Here is an 18,803-nt window from a genome sequence, read left to right as displayed (position 1 = left end):
GGCCCGCGCCCGCCGGCTCGGCCGCCGGCTTCGGCGGCGCCGCCGCGGCGTGCACGTCCTCGCGGGTGATCACGCCGTCCTGGCCGGTCGGGGTGACGGTGGCCAGGTCGATGCCCAGGTCCTTGGCCAGCTTGCGCACCGGGGGCTTGGCCAGCGGACGTCCCGTCGCGGGCGTCGTGCCGTCCAAGGCGGGCGCGTGGCCGTTCAACTCGCTCCGCGTCGCGGGCGCTTCCGCCTGCCCGCCCGAGGCGCCCTCGTCCGGGCGCGGCTTCCGGGGCCGGCGCTTGGTGGAGCCGGCGCTGACGCCGTAACCAACCAGCACGGGCTCCCGACCGCCCTCGCCGGCACCGGCCTCCTCGGCGGCCGGTGACCCGGCCGTTTCCGGCTCGGCGGCTGCGGGAGCGGCGGCCGGCTCGGTCGCCTCCGCAGGCGGACCCGCCGAGGGGTCCGTGTCCACGGTGATGATCACCGTGCCCACGTCGACCGTGGTGCCCTCCTCGAAGCCCAGTGTCTGCACCGCCCCGTCGAAGGGGATCGGCAGCTCGACCGCCGCCTTCGCGGTCTCCACCTCGCAGACGACCTGCCCGTCGGTCACCGTGTCGCCCGGCTGGACGTACCACTTGAGAATCTCGGCCTCCGTCAGTCCCTCGCCCACGTCGGGCATCCGGAACTCACGGATACGGGTCGAAGTACTCGTCATTATCACGACTCTCCTCGATCCTCAGTACGCCAACGCACGGTCGACGGCGTCGAGCACCCGGTCCAGCCCCGGCAGGTACTCGTCCTCCAGTCGGGCCGGCGGATACGGCGCGTGGAAGCCGCCGACCCGCAGGACCGGCGCTTCCAGGTGGTAGAAGCAGCGTTCCGTGATCCGGGCCGCCACCTCGGAGCCCGTACCGAGGAACACCGGCGCCTCGTGCACCACCACCAGCCTGCCGGTCCGCTCGACCGATCGCTGGAGGGTGTCGAAGTCGATCGGCGACATCGAACGCATGTCGACCACCTCGACGGAGCTGCCCTCCTCCTCGGCCGCGTTCGCGGCCTCCAGGCAGGTCTTCACCATGGGACCGTACGCCGCCAGCGTCAGGTCGCTCCCCTGCCGCGCGATCCGAGCGCCGTGCAGCGGGCCCGGCGTGGACTCGGTGTCCACCTCGGCCTTGTCCCAGTAGCGCCGCTTCGGCTCGAAGAAGATCACCGGGTCGTCGCACTCGATGGACTGCCGCATCATCCAGTACGCGTCCGCGGCGTTCGACGGGGACACGCACTTCAGCCCCGCGACATGCGCGAAGAGCGTTTCCGGCGACTCGCTGTGGTGCTCCACCGCGCCGATGCCACCGGCGTACGGAATCCGGATGACCACCGGCACCCGGACCTTGCCCAGCGCACGTGCGTGCATCTTGGCGAGCTGGGTGACGATCTGGTCGTACGCGGGGAAGACGAAACCGTCGAACTGGATCTCCACCACGGGCCGGTAGCCACTCAGCGCCAGACCGATCGCGGTGCCGACGATGCCGGACTCGGCGAGCGGGGTGTCGATCACCCGGTCCTCGCCGAAGTCCTTCTGCAGCCCGTCGGTGACCCGGAAGACCCCGCCGAGCTTGCCCACGTCCTCGCCCATGACGAGCACCTTGGCGTCGTCCTCCATGGCCCCGCGCAACGCCTCGTTGATCGCCTTGGCGATCGGCATCCTCGTACCAGCCATGGTCACTTCCCCCCCTGCGCGGCGGCGCCGCTCTCCGGCTCGGTGGCGAAGGACGCCAGATACTCCGCGTACTGCGAGCGCTCCTCGTCGACCAGCGAATGGCCGTCGGCGTAGACGTGCTCGAACATGGCCATGCTGTCCGGGTTCGGCATGGCGCGTACGGCCTCGCGGGCCCGCTTGGCCAACGCGTCGGCCTCCTCCTCGACGCCGTCCAGGAACTCCTGGTCGACCAGCTTCTCCCGCTCCAGCAGTAGGCGCAGGCGCTGAATCGGGTCCTTGGCCTCCCAGGACTCCCGCTCCTCGGCGCGCCGATAGCGCGTCGGGTCGTCCGCGGTGGTGTGCGCGCCCATGCGGTAGGTGAACGCCTCGACGAGCATCGGGCCCTGCCCGGAACGGGCGTGCTCGACCGCGGCCTTGGTGACGGCCAGGCAGGCCAGCACGTCGTTGCCGTCGACCCGTACGCCCGGGAAGCCGTAGCCGGCCGCGCGCTGGTACAGCGGGACGCGGGACTGCCGCTCCGCGGGCTCGGAGATGGCCCACTGGTTGTTCTGGCAGAAGAACACCACCGGGGCGTTGTAGACCGCGGAGAAGGTGAACGCCTCGGCGACGTCGCCCTGGCTGCTCGCGCCGTCCCCGAAGTAGGCGACCACCGCGGAGTCGCCGCCGTCCTTGGCGACGCCCATGGCGTAACCGGTGGCGTGCAGCGTCTGGGAGCCGATGACGATGGTGTAGAGGTGGAAGTTGTTGCTGTTCGGGTCCCAACCGCCGTTGTTCACGCCGCGGAACATGCCCAGCAGGTTCGTCGGGTCCACCCCGCGGCACCAGGCGACCCCGTGCTCGCGGTAGGTGGGGAAGACGTAGTCGTCGTCCCGCAGCGCCCGGGCGGAACCGATCTGGGCGGCCTCCTGGCCGAGCAGCGAGGCCCACAGACCCAGCTCTCCCTGCCGTTGCAGCGCGGTGGCCTCCCCGTCGAAGCGCCGCGTCAGCACCATGTCGCGGTAGAGGCCGCGTAGTTCCTCGGGGCTCGGGTCGATGGCGTAATCGGGGTGCTCGACCCGCTCGCCCTCGGGGGTCAGCAGCTGTACGAGCTGCGGCTCGGTGGGCGCGGCGGCCGTTTTCTTCTTCTTGGCCGCGCTCGCGCTCTTGGTCGTGCTCGCCTTCTTGGCCGCGCTCGCGCGCTTCCCGGTGCCGCCGCTGCTGCGGCGCGGCGTGCTGCGCGCGGCAGTGCCTTCCACGGTCACGTATGCTCCTCCGTCTGTCCGGCCCCCGGGGTCCGCCGGGCTGCCAGTGCGGCTCGCCAGGCCCCGATACGTCGCACGGGGTTGGGTGCGTCGCGGGCGGAGCCGAGCGGTACTGGGTGTCCCCTCGTTTCGTACCCGCTAAGAACAAGTTACCCAGCACTTCCGCACATCCGCGAAGGCGGCCTGACCTGCTATTTTCCTTGGAAATCCAAGTATCGGCAGCAGGGTGCGAACATCACTGGTCACAGCCTCGCAAGGCAGGGGACACGCGCACGGTATCCCGTGGCCAGCACGGACGGGAAGAGCAAACGGGGGCCAGTATGTGAGACGGGGGAGCGGTCGGAATCGGATGATGCCGACATTTCGGAGCCGGTCGAGAGGATCGGTCGGCGACTGATTCACGGCGGGTTCGGCGGCTGATTCGGTGCGCGTCGGCCGGCGGGCGCCCGTGCCGGCGGGCACCGGGCGAGTGCCGGCGGGTGGCAGGGCGGGTCAGCCCGTGCCACCGCCGGTCGCCTCGTCGCCGCCCTCGCCGCCCTCGACCGCGCCACCCTCGATGTCGCCGGGGTCGGTGCCGCCCGCGTTGTCCCCGGTCGGGTCCGGCTCCCCGGTCGGGCCGCCGTCCACACCGCCGTCCGCGCCACCGGTCTCCGTACCGCCGCCACCGGGCAGGCCACCGTCGGTGCTCGAGTCGCTCTCCGTCGGGAGGTTCGTGGGGAGGTTCGACGGCGAGTCCATGTCGTCCGTCGGGCTCTCCTCCGTGGGCGAGGGCGTCCAGTCGTCCTCGCCACCGCCGGTGGTGTCGTCCGGGTCCTCCTCGGTCTCGGTGGGCTGCTCGGTGGGCTCGTTCGAGGTCTCCTTGTCCGCACTGCTGGACGAGGAGCTGTCCGAGGGAGGCGGCGGTGGCGGATCGTCGCCGTTCACGTTGAGCAGGTAGAAGATCCCGCCCGCGATCGCTATGACGACCAGGAAGGCGATCAGCGCGTACTTGACGCCGCCCCCCTTACGTCCGCCGCTGCCGGAGTCCGACCGTGAACCGCCGNGTACAGCGCCGGTCGCCTCGTCGCCGCCCTCGCCGCCCTCGACCGCGCCACCCTCGATGTCGCCGGGGTCGGTGCCGCCCGCGTTGTCCCCGGTCGGGTCCGGCTCCCCGGTCGGGCCGCCGTCCACACCGCCGTCCGCGCCACCGGTCTCCGTACCGCCGCCACCGGGCAGGCCACCGTCGGTGCTCGAGTCGCTCTCCGTCGGGAGGTTCGTGGGGAGGTTCGACGGCGAGTCCATGTCGTCCGTCGGGCTCTCCTCCGTGGGCGAGGGCGTCCAGTCGTCCTCGCCACCGCCGGTGGTGTCGTCCGGGTCCTCCTCGGTCTCGGTGGGCTGCTCGGTGGGCTCGTTCGAGGTCTCCTTGTCCGCACTGCTGGACGAGGAGCTGTCCGAGGGAGGCGGCGGTGGCGGATCGTCGCCGTTCACGTTGAGCAGGTAGAAGATCCCGCCCGCGATCGCTATGACGACCAGGAAGGCGATCAGCGCGTACTTGACGCCGCCCCCCTTACGTCCGCCGCTGCCGGAGTCCGACCGTGAACCGCCGTCGTCCCGGTCCGGACGCCCCATCAGCAGCGGCGGCCCCATCTGCGAGGTGTCCCGCGAACCGCCCGGGGCCGCGCCCGGTACGCCCATCGCCGGTGTCGAGCCGCCCGGATGCACCGCGCCGGTGTTCCACAGGCCGCCGGTGTGACTGCCCTGCTCGTACAGCATGCGCAGGGAATACTGCACCAGGCCGCGCATCTCCTCGGCGCTCTGGAACCGGTCGTCCGGCTCCTTCGCCAGCGAACGCATGGCGAGACCGTCCAGTTCCGGCGGCACGGCGTCGGAGACCTCGGACGGCGGCGCGGCCTCGTCCTGCACGTGCTGGTACACCACGGACAGTGGCGTCTCGCCGACGAACGGCGGACGAAGCGTGAGCAGTTCGTACAGCAGACAGCCGGTGGCGTAGAGGTCGGAGCGGGTGTCGACGGTCTTGCCGAGGGCCTGCTCCGGCGAGAGGTACTGCGGGGTCCCCATCACCATGCCGGTCTGGGTCATGGTGTTGGAGGCGCCGTGCAGCGCGCGGGCGATGCCGAAGTCCATCACCTTGACGGCACCGGCGTCGGTGATGATGACGTTCGCCGGCTTGATGTCCCGGTGCACGATGCCGTGCTGGTGACTGTAGGCCAGGGCCTCGAGCACTCCGGAGACGATGATCAGCGCCTGGTCCGGCGGCGGCGCCTCGGCGTTGAGCAGCAGGTCGCGGATCGTCCGCCCCTCGACCAGCTCCATCACGATGTACGGCGTGACGTTCCCGCCGATGATCTCCTCGCCGGAGTCGTACACCGCCACCACGGCATGGTGGTTCAGCCCCGCCACGGACTGTGCCTCGCGGGTGAACCGGGCCTTGGAGACCGGGTCCTCAGCGAGATCGGAACGCAGCAGCTTGACCGCGACCGTACGCCCCAGGCGCAGGTCCTCGGCGCCGAACACCTCGGCCATGCCGCCCCGGCCCAGCCGCCGGGTCAAGCGGTAGCGGCCGTCACCGACCAGCCCCCGGTTTCCCCATAGTTCCGGCGAATCGGGCATCGAGCCGCCCGCAGACCCGCCCGTCGCATCGGGGTCCTCCGAAGAGCCCCCTGCGGCTTGCGCCTGTGCCATCAGTCCTCGCCGTTGGTCGGTCCGCGGGTAGTGCGTTGCATATGCCGTTCCCCGCCTGGAGGCTACCGCCTCGGGGGAGGAGGTCGGGACGGGACGGAGGGGGCCATCCAATCGGCTGCCGCACCCGACTGGCAAGTTCGCTGACCGCGGCGGGCGGATGCGGGGGTAATGAGACGAACGTCTCCTGGATGTGCTCACACGATGCTCATCCGGTTACGGAACGGGCAACGAACTTGACGTGTCGGTGCCCTGGGGCAGACTTGGCCGGGTAAGTCAGGACCACTGGGCTCGCGCGCGGGACCCGCGCGACGGTCGAACGGTCGCGTCGCCGACCCTCGTACCGTGTCCAGCGGCACGGTCACGCCGAGACAGCACGCGCCGGCAGCGCGCCGCCAAGGGGGAAGCAGTCAGATGAGCCAGGACGGCGCACAGGACGCGGGGCAGTACATCGGGCGCACCATCGGCGGCCGGTTCCAGCTGCAGAGTCTGCTCGGCGCCGGTGGCATGGCGTCGGTCTACCTCGCGTACGACTCGGTCCTCGACCGGCAGGTCGCCGTCAAGACGCTGCACACCGACCTGGGCAGGGAACAGTCCTTCCGGGAGCGCTTCCGCCGCGAGGCGCAGTCCGTCGCCAAGCTGACGCACACCAACATCGTCTCGGTCTTCGACTCCGGCGAGGACGAGATCGACGGCGCGATGGTGCCGTACATCGTGATGGAGTACGTCGAGGGCAAGCCCCTGCGCTCGGTGCTGGACGAGGACATCGCGCAGTTCGGCGCGATGCCGGCGGACAAGGCGCTGAAGATCGTCAGCGACGTGGTCGCCGCGCTGGACGTCAGCCACGAGATGGGCCTCGTGCACCGCGACATCAAGCCGGGCAACGTCATGGTGACGCGGCGCGGCGTGGTCAAGGTGATGGACTTCGGCATCGCGCGGGCCATGGAGTCGGGGGTGACCTCCATGACCCAGACCGGGATGGTCGTCGGCACCCCGCAGTACCTCTCCCCGGAGCAGGCGCTGGGACGTGGCGTGGACGCGCGGTCCGACCTGTACTCCGTCGGCATCATGCTCTTCGAGCTGGTCACCGGGCGGCTGCCGTTCGACGCCGACTCCCCCCTGGCCATCGCGTACGCACACGTGCAGGAGGAGCCGGTCATGCCCTCCTCCATCAACCAGTCCGTGCCGCAGACCATGGACGCGCTGGTCGCGCGCGCGCTGAAGAAGAACCCGAACGAACGCTTCCCCTCCGCCGAGGTGATGCTCGCCGAGTGCTCCCGGGTGGCCAGCTCCGGCACCGCCACGAACGCCATGCCGACCATCGTCAGCAGCGGCCCGGGAGCGAGCGGCGCCGGCCTGGGGCAGGCGGTCTTCCCGCCCGTCGGCACCAGTACGCCCCCGCCGCCCGGCGGCGTACAGCCCTACCAGAGCGGCCAGTACGGCGGATACGCCCCGGCCACCCCGCCACCCACGCCGGCGTACGGCTATCCGAACCAGCAGACCGTCAGTCCGTACGGGCAGCAGGGTGGCGCGTCGCCGACCCTGCCGCCGAACTCCGCCCCGGCCACCGGCGGCGGTCAGGGCGGCAAGAACAACATGGCGGTGATCGTCGGCTCCGCGGTGGTCGCGATCATCGCCGTCACCGCCGTGATCGTCGGAGTGACGATGAGCAGCGGGGACAGCGAGGACAAGGCCGGCGGCGATCCCAGCGCCTCCTCCCAGGAGGACAAGGGCGGCGGCGGGACCGACTCCGGCGGCACGAGCGGCAACACGCCGACCGCCAAGGAGACCTTCAAGGGCGAGAACAAGAACCGCACCATCGACTCGGAGGAGTGCACCGACGCGCGGGAGCACTACAGCGACAAGGACAGCGTCAACATGCCCGAGCTGACCCAGAAGAACCTCGCCTCGGTGAAGGCGTGCCTGCGTGCGGCCGGTTGGCCCCTCGACGACGTGACGTACGAGGACGAGAACGAGTGGGGCAAGAACACCGTCCTGGAGCAGAGCCCGGACAGCTACGACGCGTTCAACCCGAAGAAGGACAAGGTCGAGCTGACGGTCTCCACCGGCAAGCCCTGACCGCCCGCCGGGCGTTGACCCGGCGACGGACGACAGACGGCCAGCGAGCGCAACCGAGGTGCGCTGCGCTGGCCGTACTGCTTCCGTACTGCTTTCCGCGCGGGATCACAGCCGGGAGGCGGCTGATCGCGTGCGGGGGGGGGGCGGAGGCGTGTGTCAGCGGTGCTGGGGCGGGACCTGCCAGGTGCTCGCTGGAGTCAGAGGTACGGACCACCCGCACGGGCGTGGCCGGGGGCCTCGGCCTCCGACTCCACCATGTCCTCCGGGACCGCGCCCGGCGGCAGTGCCCTGCGCATCTGCTCGAGCTGCGAACGCGCAGCCATCTGCTGCGCGAACAAGGCCGTCTGAATGCCGTGGAACAGCCCCTCCAGCCAGCCCACCAACTGTGCCTGCGCGATGCGCAGTTCGGCGTCGCTGGGCACGTTGTCATCGGTGAACGGCAGGGACAGCCGCTCCAACTCCTCGATCAACTCCGGCGCGAGCCCGTCCTCGAGCTCCTTCACCGAACTCGAGTGAATCTCCTTGAGCCGGGCCCGGCTCGCCTCGTCCAGCGGCGCGGCCTTCACTTCCTCCAGCAGTTGCTTGATCATGCTGCCGATCCGCATGACCTTCGCTGGCTGCTCGACCATCTCCGTCACGGGGACCTCAGCCTGCTCTCCGGCTTCACCTTCGCCGCCCTTGGGGGCGGCACTGCCGAGAGCCATTCCGTCCGGGCCCACGACCAGGACGTGCGGGCTCTCCTGCGACCGTTCATTGCTGGGCTGTGTCATACCCCCATTCTGCATCCCGCCACCCCACTCGCTCGGTCTGGTCCGTTCACCGCTGACGCAGGCGCAGCGCCAGGAAACCCAGGCCCAGACCCAGGAACGCCAGCCCGGCGCCCAGCGGGAGGACCGGCAGCAACGGACCGCCGGAGCCCGGCGTACTGGCGGGCGCCTCCCGGAAGCGCCGCTCGTGGGGTGAGTCGCCGTCGCGCCGCGCGTGATCGCGGGAGTCCGGATCCGTTCGCGGGTGCGGGGACGCGCCGGCCGACCGGTCCGCGGACGTATCCGAAGGGGACACGACAGGTGCCGGGCTCCAGGCCACCGGCTTTCCTCCGGGCGGGGCGGATATGGACCGGTCCGCGGTGACGGCCCCGCCCTCCACGTGTCCGTACGCAGGGCTTTCGCGCGCAGGGCTTTCCTCAGCCATGGCGTGGTCGGCCGCGCCGCCGGGCATCGCGCCGCCGGCCGCGGCACTGCTGGGCACGGTGGTCAGCAGCAGCACCGCCGTACCAGCCAGCGGTACGAGGAGCCGGCTCGCGGCACGGCGCGGTCCGCGCGGGTACGACGGTGGCAGGCGGTCCTCGGAGTCGTGGACGTCACGCACGGTTGACCCTCCCTTGCCCGGTGCCTCACCCGTACCGTCACCGCAACAAGCGTTGCATGACGTACGAAATCCGGCATCCGGGACGCCGAGTCATCGTGCGCGCCCCTCGCGCGCGCGGCACGCAGCCAACAGGTCGGCCACGGACCGGGATCGGGGATCGGGAAACCGTTCGGGCGCTCAGCGGGCCAGCGCTCAGCGGGTCAGTACGACCTTCCCGACATGCTTGCTCTCGTCCAGCACCCGATGTGCCTGAGCCGCCTCCCACATGGGCAGCGTACGGTCCACCACCGGCCGCACCCGACCGTCGGCGAGCAGCGGCCAGACATGCTCCCGCACCGCCGCGACGATCTCCGCCTTCTCCGCTGGCGGTCGGCCACGCAGGGACGTCGCCGTCACCGAACCCCGCTTCCGGAGCAGCGCGCCCAGGTTCAACTCGCCCTTGACGCCGCCCTGCATGCCGATGACGGCGAGCCGCCCGCTCGTCGCCAGCGCCCGCACGTTCGACTCGAGGTACCGCGCACCCATGTTGTCCAGGATGACGTCGGCCCCGGCACCGTCCGTCGCCGCCCGCAACTCCGCGACGAAGTCCTGCTCGCGGTAGTTGATCAGGATGTCCGCGCCCAGCTCCGCGCAGCGGTCCAGCTTCTCCTTGCTGCCGGCCGTGACCGCGACGCGCGACCCGAGCGTCACGGCCAGTTGTACCGCCATCGTGCCGATGCCGCTCGAGCCGCCGTGCACCAACAGCGTCTGGCCGGGCCGCAGTTCCGAGATCATGAAGACGTTCGACCAGACCGTACAGGTCACTTCCGGCAGCGCGGCGGCCTGTACGAGGTCGAGCCCCGCCGGCACCGGCAGCAACTGCCCGATGGGCACCGCGACGCATTCGGCGTATCCGCCGCCCGCCAACAGCGCGCACACCTCGTCTCCGACCGCCCAACCCGCCACGCCCGGACCGAGTGCGCTGATCCGTCCCGCGCACTCGAGCCCCGGGTACGGCGACATGCCGGGCGGCGGGTCGTAGAGGCCCTGTCGCTGCAGCAGATCCGCGCGGTTGACCGCGCTGGCGGCGATGTCGATGAGCACCTCGCCCTCGCCGGGCACCGGGTTGGGGGCCTCGGCCCAGACGAGAGCTTCCGGACCGCCCGGCTCGGGAATCGTGATCGCATGCATGCGGCCGACGCTACCCCGCCGGCGGGCACGGCGCGCGCCCCACCGGGACGGGTCCGGCGGGTCAGGCCCCTTCCGTGTCCGGCTGCGGCGTCGACCGGTGAATGACCACCACGCGATCGGTCAGTTGCAGCGGATCGGCGTCGGGATTGTCGAAGTCGAGCAGCCGGTGCCCGCGTACGACGGTCACCACCAGGTCCTGGCACTCGCGCGGGGAATGCCCCGACTCCGCCTTGGTGACCGGGCGTTCCCGCAGGCTGAGACCGGTGCCCTGTTGGATCAGGTCCTGCATCACCGAGCTGGCGTTCGGGCTGAGCACGGACAGGCCGAGCAGCCGACCGGCCGCGCTGGAGCTGGTGATCACCGCGTCCGCGCCGGACTGCCGTAGCAGCGGGGCGTTCTCCGCCTCGCGGACGGCGGCGATGATCCGCAGCCGGGGATTGACCTGCCGCGCCGTCAGGATGACCAACACGGCGGTGTCGTCGCGCTGTGGTGCGACGACGATCTGCTTCGCGCGCTGCACCTCCGCTCGGGCGAGCACGTCGTTGCGGGTGGCGTCGCCGATCACGCCGGCGAAGCCCTCCTCGGCGGCGAGCTTGATGACGTGGTGGCTCGGATCGACCAGCACCAGCCGTTCCTTGGCCGTACCGGTGGAGAGCAGCGTCTCCGTCGCGGAACGGCCCTTGGTGCCGAAGCCGACGATGACCGTGTGATCACGCAAGGCAGACCTCCAGCGCGCCTGACGCCACTGCTCACGGGTGCGTTCCGTGAGCACCTCGAGTGTCGTGCCCACCAGGATGATCAGGAAGAGCACCCGTAGCGGGGTGATCAGCAGGATATTGACGATCCGAGCGCTGTCGGAGACGGGGGCGATGTCGCCGTACCCGGTGGTGGAGAGCGTGACGGTGGTGTAGTAGAAGCTGTCCAGGAAGGAGACCGAGTCATCGTGGTTGTCCGTGTAGCCGTCCCGGCCGAAATACACCAACAGCACGGTTATCGCCAACACCAGCGTCGCCGCGAGCAGTCGCCGCGCGACCTGCCGCAACGGGCCGACGGAGGGCTGCGGAAGCTGGATGTGCTGGTCGGCCGCCTCCCGCCCGCCGGCGCCCAAGTTCGGCGTGGTCAACGTCCGCGCGTCGAGGCGCCCGGCCCCGGTTTCCCGCTGTCGCCCCGTGAGCAGGGCCTTCCAGAGGGGGTTCGGCTGTCGTGGTTCCGATGTCGGACGACCGCCCGTCACGGAAGGTCCAGCAGCTCGGCGGCCGTGCCGGCGGGGAGGCCCCCGGGCGGAACGACGGCCAGATGTGTCGCGGCCGCGATGCCGCGCAGCATGGCCGGACCGGTGTACGGCACCGGACTCGCCTCCGTGCCGGCGCCGCCAGGGCGGTGGACCGGCACGAGCTGGGTGTCGCGCGGATGCCCCCGCTGGGCTGCGGTGAGGGCGGCCCGCTCCCGTACGGCGAAGTGGGTCCACGGCCGGGCGCCGGAGAGGTGGTCGGGATGGGCACGACGGTCGGGGTGGTCCGGGCCGTCGAGGTGAACGGGGCGGTCGGGGCCGTCGGCGCGGTCCGCGAGCGCGGCCGGGTGGCCCGCGAGCGTACGGACCAGCGGGCCGGCCAGCGTCACCAGCCCGGCCACCGCGGCCAACGGGTTGCCCGGCAGACCGATGAGGTACCGGCTCTCCCGGCTCGAGCCCCCGCCCGTGGGGGCGGGCGCGGGGGGCAGCTCCGCGAGCAGCATGGGGTGCCCCGGCCGCACGGCCACGCCGTCCACCAGCAGCCGGGCGCCGAGGCGATCGAGCGTGGGACGTACGTGATCCACCGGCCCGGCGGCCGTACCGCCGGTGGTCACCAACAGGTCCGCTGTGCTGGTGGCAACCGCTTCGTGCAGCGCCTCCACGTCGTCGCCGAGCCGTCTGGTCACCAGTACCTCGGCACCCAGGGAGGTCAGCCAGGGGCCGACCATGGGGCCGAGGGCGTCCCGGACCATCCCTTCCCGCGGACGGCCCCGCCGCAGCAACTCCGCCCCGAGCACCAGCACTTCGGCGCGCGGTCGGGGGAGGACGGTCAGCTCGTCGTGACCGGCTGCCGCCGCCAATCCCAGCACGGCGGGTGTCACGGGCGTACCGGCGGCGACGAGCTGGTCCCCGGAGCGGCACTCCTGGCCACGTGGACGTACGTCGGCGCCGTGTGCCGCACTGCCAGTGGGCGCGTCCGGGCCCAGGTGCAGCCGCTCGCCACGCACGCGGGAACGTTCACTGCGGAGCACGGCGGTCGCGCCATGCGGCACCCGGGCGCCGGTGGCGATCCGTAGGGCGTGGCCGTCCGGGAGGTCGGCGGCGGGCGGGTCGCCGGCCAGGAGACCGGCACCGGCGACCTGCGCGCGGGGGGAGTCCGCATGGGGGGCCTGCACGTGCGGGGCCGCTACGTGCGGCGGGTCGGCGGGGGTGTCGGCGGGGGTGTCGGCGCTGAGGATCTGCCAGGGCCCCGGTCCGGACACCGCCCAGCCGTCCATCGCGGAACTGTCGAAGGCCGGCAGGTCGGTGGTCGCCACGACGGGCTCGGCCAGGACGTGGTCCAGCGCGCTGTCCAACGGCAACGTGCCGGGCCGGGCCGGGCGGGCCGCACGGGCGGCCCGGGCTCGTGCCTCCGACCAGGAGACGGCCGGGGGTCGCGCCGGGCCGTCCGTCCGCCCCTCGGCACCTCCGGTGGCCGGTGCTGAGGCCGCGGCTGTGCCCGCGGCCGGATCGGACGCTACCGGGGGCGCGTCCGGCGCCGGCGCGGGGCCTGCGCGCCGCTCACCGTGCGGGTCGGCCGGTCCTTCCTCGTCACGGGTCAGCTCCGTGTCCTTCGGAGCGGCGGCGCCGGCGTCCGGCTTTCCGCCCGCCGGAGACGCGAACCCGGGTGCCTTCCCGTCCGTGCGGGAGATGGCTTCCCATGGATCGACCGCCGCCGGGCCGGCATGCCGCGCCCCGTCCCGCTGCGTACCGCCACGCTCGGAGCGCTCGGCGCGGCCGGCCTCAGCGCGGCCAGGCCGGGAGGGGGCGGCCGCGCCGGTACCTCCGGAACGGCCAGCAGAGCGGCTCGGTCGGCTGGTGTGACTCGGGCGACTGGCCCGGTCCGCGGTGCGTCCGGTGCTGAGCCAGTCGGGCAGCAGGTCGTCCTCGACCCCCTCGCTGGGGCGCGGTTGAGGACGGTACGTCGGGGTGCCGTTCGCGACCGCCATCGCCTCGTCGAACTCGTCCGGATCACTCATGCCCCGCTCGTTTCCTCGCCAGTGGCTCCGGGGCCGGTCTCGGCCGCCCAACGCTCAGCCAGCCGCGCGGCGGCTCGGGAGGCGTCCGCGATGTCCTGCGCGGAGCCGCCCCGGGTGGCCGCGGCGTATCCCACCAGGAACGTGGTCAGGGGCGCGGCCGGGCGCGCCACGCCATGCGCGGCGTCCCGCGCGAGGTCCAGCAGAGCGTCAACGTCCAGCTCGGGACTGATGCCCAGTTCTTCGGCTACCGCGGTCGTCCATTCATCGAGCACCGTGCCATGGTCCCTGATCCTGGCCCGGGCGGCGACGAGGTCCTCCCAGGTGTCGCAGTCCCCCGCGTCGGCCGCCGGGACGCGCCGCAGCCGCAGCTCGGGCAGCAGCAACCGCAGGGGCAGACCGGTGAGCGGGCCGTACTCGGTGCGGAGCAGGGCGAGTTCACGCCTCAGCGGTTCGGTGCGGTAGGCGGCTACGAGTGGCTGGTCGCGACCGTCATGGACGACCGCGGCTTCCTCACCGCCCATGTCCAGCAGGCTCCGAACGGTGCTCGGGTGCAGGAACGGCAGGTCGGCGGACAGCACCAGCGCCGTTTCCCGTGTCACGTACCGGAGTCCCGCGTCCAGCGCGGCCAGGGGGCCGCCACCCGGCGGCTCTTCGCGTACCCAGCGCACCGGGCGGCGCACCGGGCGGCGCGGGCCGACCACGATCGTCGTACTCGCGCCGGGGCAGGCCGCGAGCACTCGGTCGAGCAGTGGGCGACCGCCGACCGTGAGGGACGGCTTGTCGCTGCCGCCGAGCCGCCGGGCGGCGCCCCCTGCCAGGACCACCACGTCGTGCGGCGGCCACGGAGTGTCCCGGGACTGGCGTACGGACGCCGGCAGCCCACCGGCCAGCCGGTCGCTGGCTGGCCGGTCGCTGGCTGGCGAGTCTGCGGGCGGGGGCTCACCCGTGGGCGGGCCACTGGGCGAGGGCGGGTACGTCTCCACCCCTCAGAGGGTACGGAGCAGCACCGCTGGTTGCTCCACGCAGTCCGCGACATAGCGCAGGAAGCCCCCCGCCGTGCCGCCGTCGCACACTCGATGATCGAAGGTGAACGACAGCTGCACGACGCTCCGCACGGCCAACTCCCCCTCCACCACCCACGGCTTCTCGGTTATCCGGCCGACTCCGATCATCCCGGCCTCGGGATGGTTGATGATCGGCGTGGAGCCGTCCACTCCGAACACGCCGTAGTTGTTGAGGGTGAACGTGCCGCCGGTCAGCTCCGCCGGAGAGAGCTTGCCCGCCCGGGCGGCCTCGGTGAGCCGGGTCATCTCCTCGGCGAGCTGCTCGGTGTTGCGCGCGTGCGCGTCCCGCACGACGGGCACGACCAGCCCGCGATCGGTCTGCGCCGCGAAGCCGAGGTGAACTGCGTCGAGTCGGACGATGTCGTGCGCAGCGGTGTCCACGGTGGAGTTCAGTTCGGGATACCGGGCCAGGGCCGCCGTGCAGATCCGGGCCAACAGCGCCAACAGGGGGATCCCCGAGCCGGCGGAGTTGAGGGTCCTGCGGGTCGCCAGCAACCCCGTGGCGTCGGCGTCCACCCAGCAGGTGGCGTCTGGTATCTCCCGACGGCTACGGGTGAGCTTCTCGGCCGCCGCGCCACGCATGCCCCGCAACGGCACCCGGGTCCCGCCGAGGACGGCGGCCGGCGCGCTGCTGGTGGCTGCTTCGAACGGAGCGGTGGCAAGCGCATCGGCGTCGGTCGGTCCGGCCGGCCGCTGCCCCCGGTCCCGCACGACTCGCTCGACATCGGCCCGCAGCACCAGGCCGTCCGGGCCGGAACCGACGACGCCCCGCAGATCGATGCCGTGCTCCCGGGCGATCCGGCGCACGAGTGGCGAGATGACCGCGACCGGAGGCTTGCTTTCCGCCCGCCCCGGGGGCGGCTCGACTGCTTGGCCCCGCCCGCGTGGATCGCGTGGGCCGCGTGAAGCGGCACCGCCGTGCCGGCCGCCACCGTCGATCGTCCCGGGCGGGATGTCTTCCACCGGCGGTGTCGAGCCTCCGGTGGCCTCACCGCCGACCCGCGCCGGATCGTCCGGCTGCCCGGCCGTCACGCCTCCGGCCACCGCCCCGTGTGAGCCCGTCGCGTCAGGATCGGGCACCAGCACCCGCCGGCGGCGACGTGCGCCTGGCCGCGACTCGCCCACGGTGCCGTATCCCACGAGGACGTTCCCCGAACCGCCAGGATCCGCGTCCGGCTCCCGGGCTGCCGGCTCCCGGGCTGCCGGTGAGTCCTCCGCTCGCTGGCTCCCCGACGCGCCGTTCGCCCCCGGGGCGGCGTCGCTCTCCGAAGGCACGACGGACTGCTCCGCGGCGTCCACAGCCACCGCCACGAGTGGTGTCCCCACCATGATCTCGTCACCCTCGGAGCCGTACCGTCCGGTGATCACGCCGGCGTGCGGACAGGGCACGTCCACCATGGCCTTGGCCGTCTCCACCTCCACGACGGTCTGATCGGTCGCGACCACGTCACCGACGGCCACCAGCCACCGCACCACGGTGGCCTCCGTCAGCCCTTCTCCCAGGTCGGGGAGCGCGAACTCACGAACCTCAGCCATCACTCACCGCCACCTTCGAAGCCGCCCGCCGAACTGACACCGGACGCCGTCCAGTCGCTCTCCCACTGCAACCGCCCGACCGCGTCCAGCACACGCTCGACGCCCGGCAGATGATGACTCTCCAGCATAGGCGGCGGGTAGGGGATGTCGAAGCCCGTGACCCGGAGCACCGGCGCCTCCAGATGGTGGAAGCAGCGCTCCGTGATCCGCGCGGCGATCTCCCCGCCCGGCCCGCCGAAGCCCGCCGACTCGTGCACGACCACAGCGCGGCCGGTGCGCCGGACCGACTCGGCCACCGTCACGTCGTCGAACGGCACCAGCGAACGCAGGTCGACCACCTCCAGGTCCCAGCCCTCCGCGCGGGCTGCCTCCGCCGCCGCCATGCACACCGGCACCGAGGGTCCGTAGGTGATCAGCGTGGCCGAGGCACCCCGGCGGCGCACCACCGCGCGACCGATCGGTGGCACCCGCTCCGGCTCCGCCGACGACCAGTCCGCCTTGCCCCAGTAGAGCCGCTTGGGCTCCATGAAGATCACCGGGTCCTCGGCGACGATGGCCGCGCGCAGCAGGCCGTACGCGTCCGCGACGGTGGCCGGAGTGACCACCTGGAGCCCGGGTGTCGCCATGTAGTACGCCTCGGAGGAGTCACTGTGGTGCTCGACCCCGCCGATGCCACCGCCATACGGCACGCGCACCGTGATCGGCATCGGCAGCGCACCCCGGGTGCGGTTCCGCATCCGGGCGGCGTGCGAGACCAGTTGCTCGAAGGACGGATACGCGAAGGCGTCGAACTGCATCTCCACGACCGGCCGCAGACCGTACATCGCCATCCCGATCGCCGAACCCAGGATGCCGGCCTCGGCGAGCGGAGTGTCCGTGCAGCGGTCCTCGCCGAACTCCGCGGCCAGCCCGTCCGTCACCCGGAACACCCCGCCGAGGGTGCCGATGTCCTCGCCCATGAGGTGGACGGTCGGGTCCTCCAGCATGGCGTCGCGCAGGGCTTGGTTGAGCGCCTGGGCCATGGTCACCGGCTTGCGTGCCGCGGTGGTGCCATCCGCCGCGCTGATCGTCTCCACGGTGCTCATCGCGTCTCGCTCCCCGGGCGGCGTACGCCCTCGTCCGCGCCAGACGGAACGCCCGCCCGCTCGGCGCCCGTCCCGCCGGCGGCCGTCTCGGCGGCAAGCTCCTCATCGGCCGCCAACTCCGCCCGCAACAGGGCCGACTGCTCCCGCAGCTGCGGCGTCCGCTGGTCGTACACGTGCTCGAAGAGCTCCGTCGGGCACAGCACAGGGTCGGCGTTCATCCGGTCCCGCATCCCGGCCGCCATGTCCTCGGCGTCCGCGCGCACCGCCTCCACCGTGTGCTCGTCCAACCGGCCCAGAGCGCGCAGCTCCCGCTCGAGCAGCGCTATTGGGTCGTGCGCACGCCAGTGCTCCACCTCTTCGCTGCTGCGATACCGGCTCGCGTCGTCCGCGTTGGTGTGTGCCTCCATGCGGTAGGTGACGGCCTCCACGAGCGTCGGCCCGCCCCCCTCGCGCGCCCGCTCGATCGCCTCACCGAGCACCTGGTGGGTGGCGGCGGCGTCGTTCCCGTCGACCAGCCGGCCCGGCATGCCGTACCCCACCGCCTTGTGCGCGAGCGAGGGGGCCGCAGTCTGCTTGGCGAGCGGCACGGAGATCGCGAAGCCGTTGTTCTGCACGAGGAACACCACCGGGGACTGCCACACCGCGGCGAAGTTCAGCGCCTCGTGGAAATCGCCCTCGCTGGTGCCCCCGTCTCCCACCATGGCCAGCGCGACCGTGTCGTCCCCGCGCAGCCGCGCGGCGTGCGCCAGCCCCACGGCGTGCGGGAGTTGGGTGGCGAGGGGGGTGGACAGCGGCGCCACCCGGGTCGCACGCGGGTCGTATCCGCTGTGCCAGTCGCCACGAAGCAACGACAGCACCTCGACCGGGTCCAGGCCGCGTGCGACGGCGGCGAGGGTGTCCCGATAGCTCGGGAAGAGCCAGTCCTGCTCGGCCAACACCAGCCCCGCCGCCACCTCGGCCGCCTCCTGGCCGGTGGAGGACGGATAGACGGCCAGCCGGCCCTGCTTCGTGAGGGCGGTGGCCTGCTCGTTGAACCGTCTGCCACGCACCACCCCCGCGTGCAGGCGGGAGAGCAGCTCCGGGTCGAGATCGGCTTCGGTGCCCAGCAGGTGGTACGGCTCACCGTCCGGCAGCAGCGGGGCGGGGTCCAGCCGGGGCCGCCAGGCGGGCGGCGGGGCGAGGTGATAGGCACCGGGCTGCTCAAGAACCGTCATGATGAGCACCTCCTCGTGTGGTCGCCAGTCCGTAGCGTCCCTACGGGCATGGTGAGCGTTGTCCGGGCCAGGCGCCGCACGGCGTCCGCCGCATGGTGCGGTGCCTCGCCTCGTCCGAACGAGCCTCCCAACCGATTGTTCGGTCGCCAGCACACTTTGGCTACCCGCCTCCGCAGCCTGTGGACAAACTGCCCAACAGGTCGTTCCATGGGGCCAACTTGTCCACGGAGGGGGAGCCACACCCGATGCCGGACGAACAAATGGCCAGTCCCCGGTCCGACGACCGCCACATCGCGGGCCGGCAGGAGACGCCCCGCACACCCGCGGCGCCCCCAACACCCGCGGGAGGCCCCGGCGACCCGAGCAGCCCGAGCGACCCGGGCGACCGGCCCGATGGAGCCGCGGGCCGCCGTTCG

13 protein-coding genes and 1 pseudogene are annotated in these 18,803 nt (G+C 72.3%); 1 reads left to right on the top strand and 13 read right to left on the bottom strand.

All coding sequences use genetic code 11. The features are described from left to right. The 4 genes and pseudogenes from AN216_RS22590 to AN216_RS22575 all read right to left on the bottom strand — a co-directional run. A partial coding sequence (locus tag AN216_RS22590; protein WP_170843194.1) for a biotin/lipoyl-containing protein occupies window positions 1–700 on the bottom strand: 700 nt, incomplete at its 3' end. A gap of 21 nt (window positions 701–721) precedes the next feature. Further along, complete coding sequence (locus AN216_RS22585) at window positions 722–1,702, bottom strand: alpha-ketoacid dehydrogenase subunit beta (RefSeq protein ID WP_070198536.1); 981 nt, start codon at window positions 1,700–1,702, stop codon at window positions 722–724. 2 nt (window positions 1,703–1,704) lie between these two features. Then, entirely contained in the window at window positions 1,705–2,943 is a 1,239-nt protein-coding gene (gene pdhA / locus AN216_RS22580) for a pyruvate dehydrogenase (acetyl-transferring) E1 component subunit alpha (protein ID WP_070198535.1), read from the bottom strand. Window positions 2,944–3,981: 1,038 nt separating this feature from the next. Beyond that, window positions 3,982–5,625 (bottom strand): annotated as a pseudogene (locus tag AN216_RS22575) (protein kinase domain-containing protein); the annotation flags it as partial. 411 nt (window positions 5,626–6,036) lie between these two features. On the opposite strand from AN216_RS22575, the gene AN216_RS22570 reads away from it, so the two are divergent. After that, on the top strand, window positions 6,037–7,701 hold the full coding sequence (locus tag AN216_RS22570) for a protein kinase domain-containing protein (RefSeq protein ID WP_070198534.1): 1,665 nt from the start codon (window positions 6,037–6,039) through the stop codon (window positions 7,699–7,701). Between the two features lie 197 nt (window positions 7,702–7,898). Here the strand turns inward: AN216_RS22570 and AN216_RS22565 are convergent, their stop codons facing one another. The 9 genes from AN216_RS22565 to pdhA (AN216_RS22525) form a co-directional block, all read right to left on the bottom strand. After that, window positions 7,899–8,471 carry a bacterial proteasome activator family protein gene (locus tag AN216_RS22565; RefSeq protein ID WP_070198533.1) on the bottom strand — a complete coding sequence of 191 codons (573 nt, stop codon included), beginning with the start codon at window positions 8,469–8,471 and terminating at the stop codon, window positions 7,899–7,901. Window positions 8,472–8,517: 46 nt separating this feature from the next. Continuing rightward, the gene (locus tag AN216_RS22560) at window positions 8,518–9,069 is read right to left on the bottom strand and encodes a hypothetical protein (protein ID WP_070198532.1); all 552 of its coding nucleotides are present in this window, start codon (window positions 9,067–9,069) and stop codon (window positions 8,518–8,520) included. Window positions 9,070–9,261: 192 nt separating this feature from the next. Then, a complete protein-coding gene (locus AN216_RS22555) occupies window positions 9,262–10,239 on the bottom strand; it encodes an NAD(P)H-quinone oxidoreductase (protein WP_070198531.1) in 978 nt (325 codons plus the stop codon). Between the two features lie 61 nt (window positions 10,240–10,300). Beyond that, window positions 10,301–11,362 carry a potassium channel family protein gene (locus AN216_RS22550; RefSeq protein ID WP_170843193.1) on the bottom strand — a complete coding sequence of 354 codons (1,062 nt, stop codon included), beginning with the start codon at window positions 11,360–11,362 and terminating at the stop codon, window positions 10,301–10,303. 107 nt (window positions 11,363–11,469) lie between these two features. After that, the gene (locus AN216_RS22545; protein ID WP_070198530.1) at window positions 11,470–13,488 is read right to left on the bottom strand and encodes a molybdopterin molybdotransferase MoeA; all 2,019 of its coding nucleotides are present in this window, start codon (window positions 13,486–13,488) and stop codon (window positions 11,470–11,472) included. Further along, complete coding sequence (locus AN216_RS22540) at window positions 13,485–14,366, bottom strand: NTP transferase domain-containing protein (RefSeq protein WP_070198558.1); 882 nt, start codon at window positions 14,364–14,366, stop codon at window positions 13,485–13,487. Before AN216_RS22540 ends, AN216_RS22545 begins: the two co-directional genes overlap by 4 nt. Before the next feature lie 108 nt (window positions 14,367–14,474). After that, complete coding sequence (locus AN216_RS22535) at window positions 14,475–16,088, bottom strand: dihydrolipoamide acetyltransferase family protein (RefSeq protein WP_070198529.1); 1,614 nt, start codon at window positions 16,086–16,088, stop codon at window positions 14,475–14,477. After that, window positions 16,088–17,173, bottom strand: a complete 1,086-nt coding sequence (locus AN216_RS22530; RefSeq protein ID WP_070198528.1) for an alpha-ketoacid dehydrogenase subunit beta — start codon at window positions 17,171–17,173, stop codon at window positions 16,088–16,090. Before AN216_RS22530 ends, AN216_RS22535 begins: the two co-directional genes overlap by 1 nt. Then, entirely contained in the window at window positions 17,170–18,387 is a 1,218-nt protein-coding gene (pdhA, locus tag AN216_RS22525; protein ID WP_070198557.1) for a pyruvate dehydrogenase (acetyl-transferring) E1 component subunit alpha, read from the bottom strand. The genes AN216_RS22530 and pdhA (AN216_RS22525) overlap by 4 nt, the downstream gene beginning before the upstream one ends. Between the last annotated feature and the right edge of the window lie 416 nt (window positions 18,388–18,803).

The sequence above is a fragment of the Streptomyces oceani genome (assembly GCF_001751245.1).
Classification (GTDB): Bacteria; Actinomycetota; Actinomycetes; order Streptomycetales; family Streptomycetaceae; genus Streptomyces; species Streptomyces oceani.
This window is presented reverse-complemented; position numbering and strand designations above follow the sequence as displayed.

Bases quoted from the DNA above. Each gene is read 5' to 3' on its own strand.
- AN216_RS22570 (WP_070198534.1), top strand. From the start codon at position 6,037: ATGAGCCAGGACGGCGCACAGGACGCGGGGCAGTACATCGGGCGCACC.
- AN216_RS22555 (WP_070198531.1), bottom strand. From the start codon at position 10,239: ATGCATGCGATCACGATTCCCGAGCCGGGCGGTCCGGAAGCTCTCGTC.
- AN216_RS22530 (WP_070198528.1), bottom strand. From the start codon at position 17,173: ATGAGCACCGTGGAGACGATCAGCGCGGCGGATGGCACCACCGCGGCA.
- pdhA (WP_070198557.1), bottom strand. From the start codon at position 18,387: ATGACGGTTCTTGAGCAGCCCGGTGCCTATCACCTCGCCCCGCCGCCC.
- AN216_RS22565 (WP_070198533.1), bottom strand. From the start codon at position 8,471: ATGACACAGCCCAGCAATGAACGGTCGCAGGAGAGCCCGCACGTCCTG.
- AN216_RS22585 (WP_070198536.1), bottom strand. From the start codon at position 1,702: ATGGCTGGTACGAGGATGCCGATCGCCAAGGCGATCAACGAGGCGTTG.
- AN216_RS22535 (WP_070198529.1), bottom strand. From the start codon at position 16,088: ATGGCTGAGGTTCGTGAGTTCGCGCTCCCCGACCTGGGAGAAGGGCTG.
- AN216_RS22545 (WP_070198530.1), bottom strand. From the start codon at position 13,488: ATGAGTGATCCGGACGAGTTCGACGAGGCGATGGCGGTCGCGAACGGC.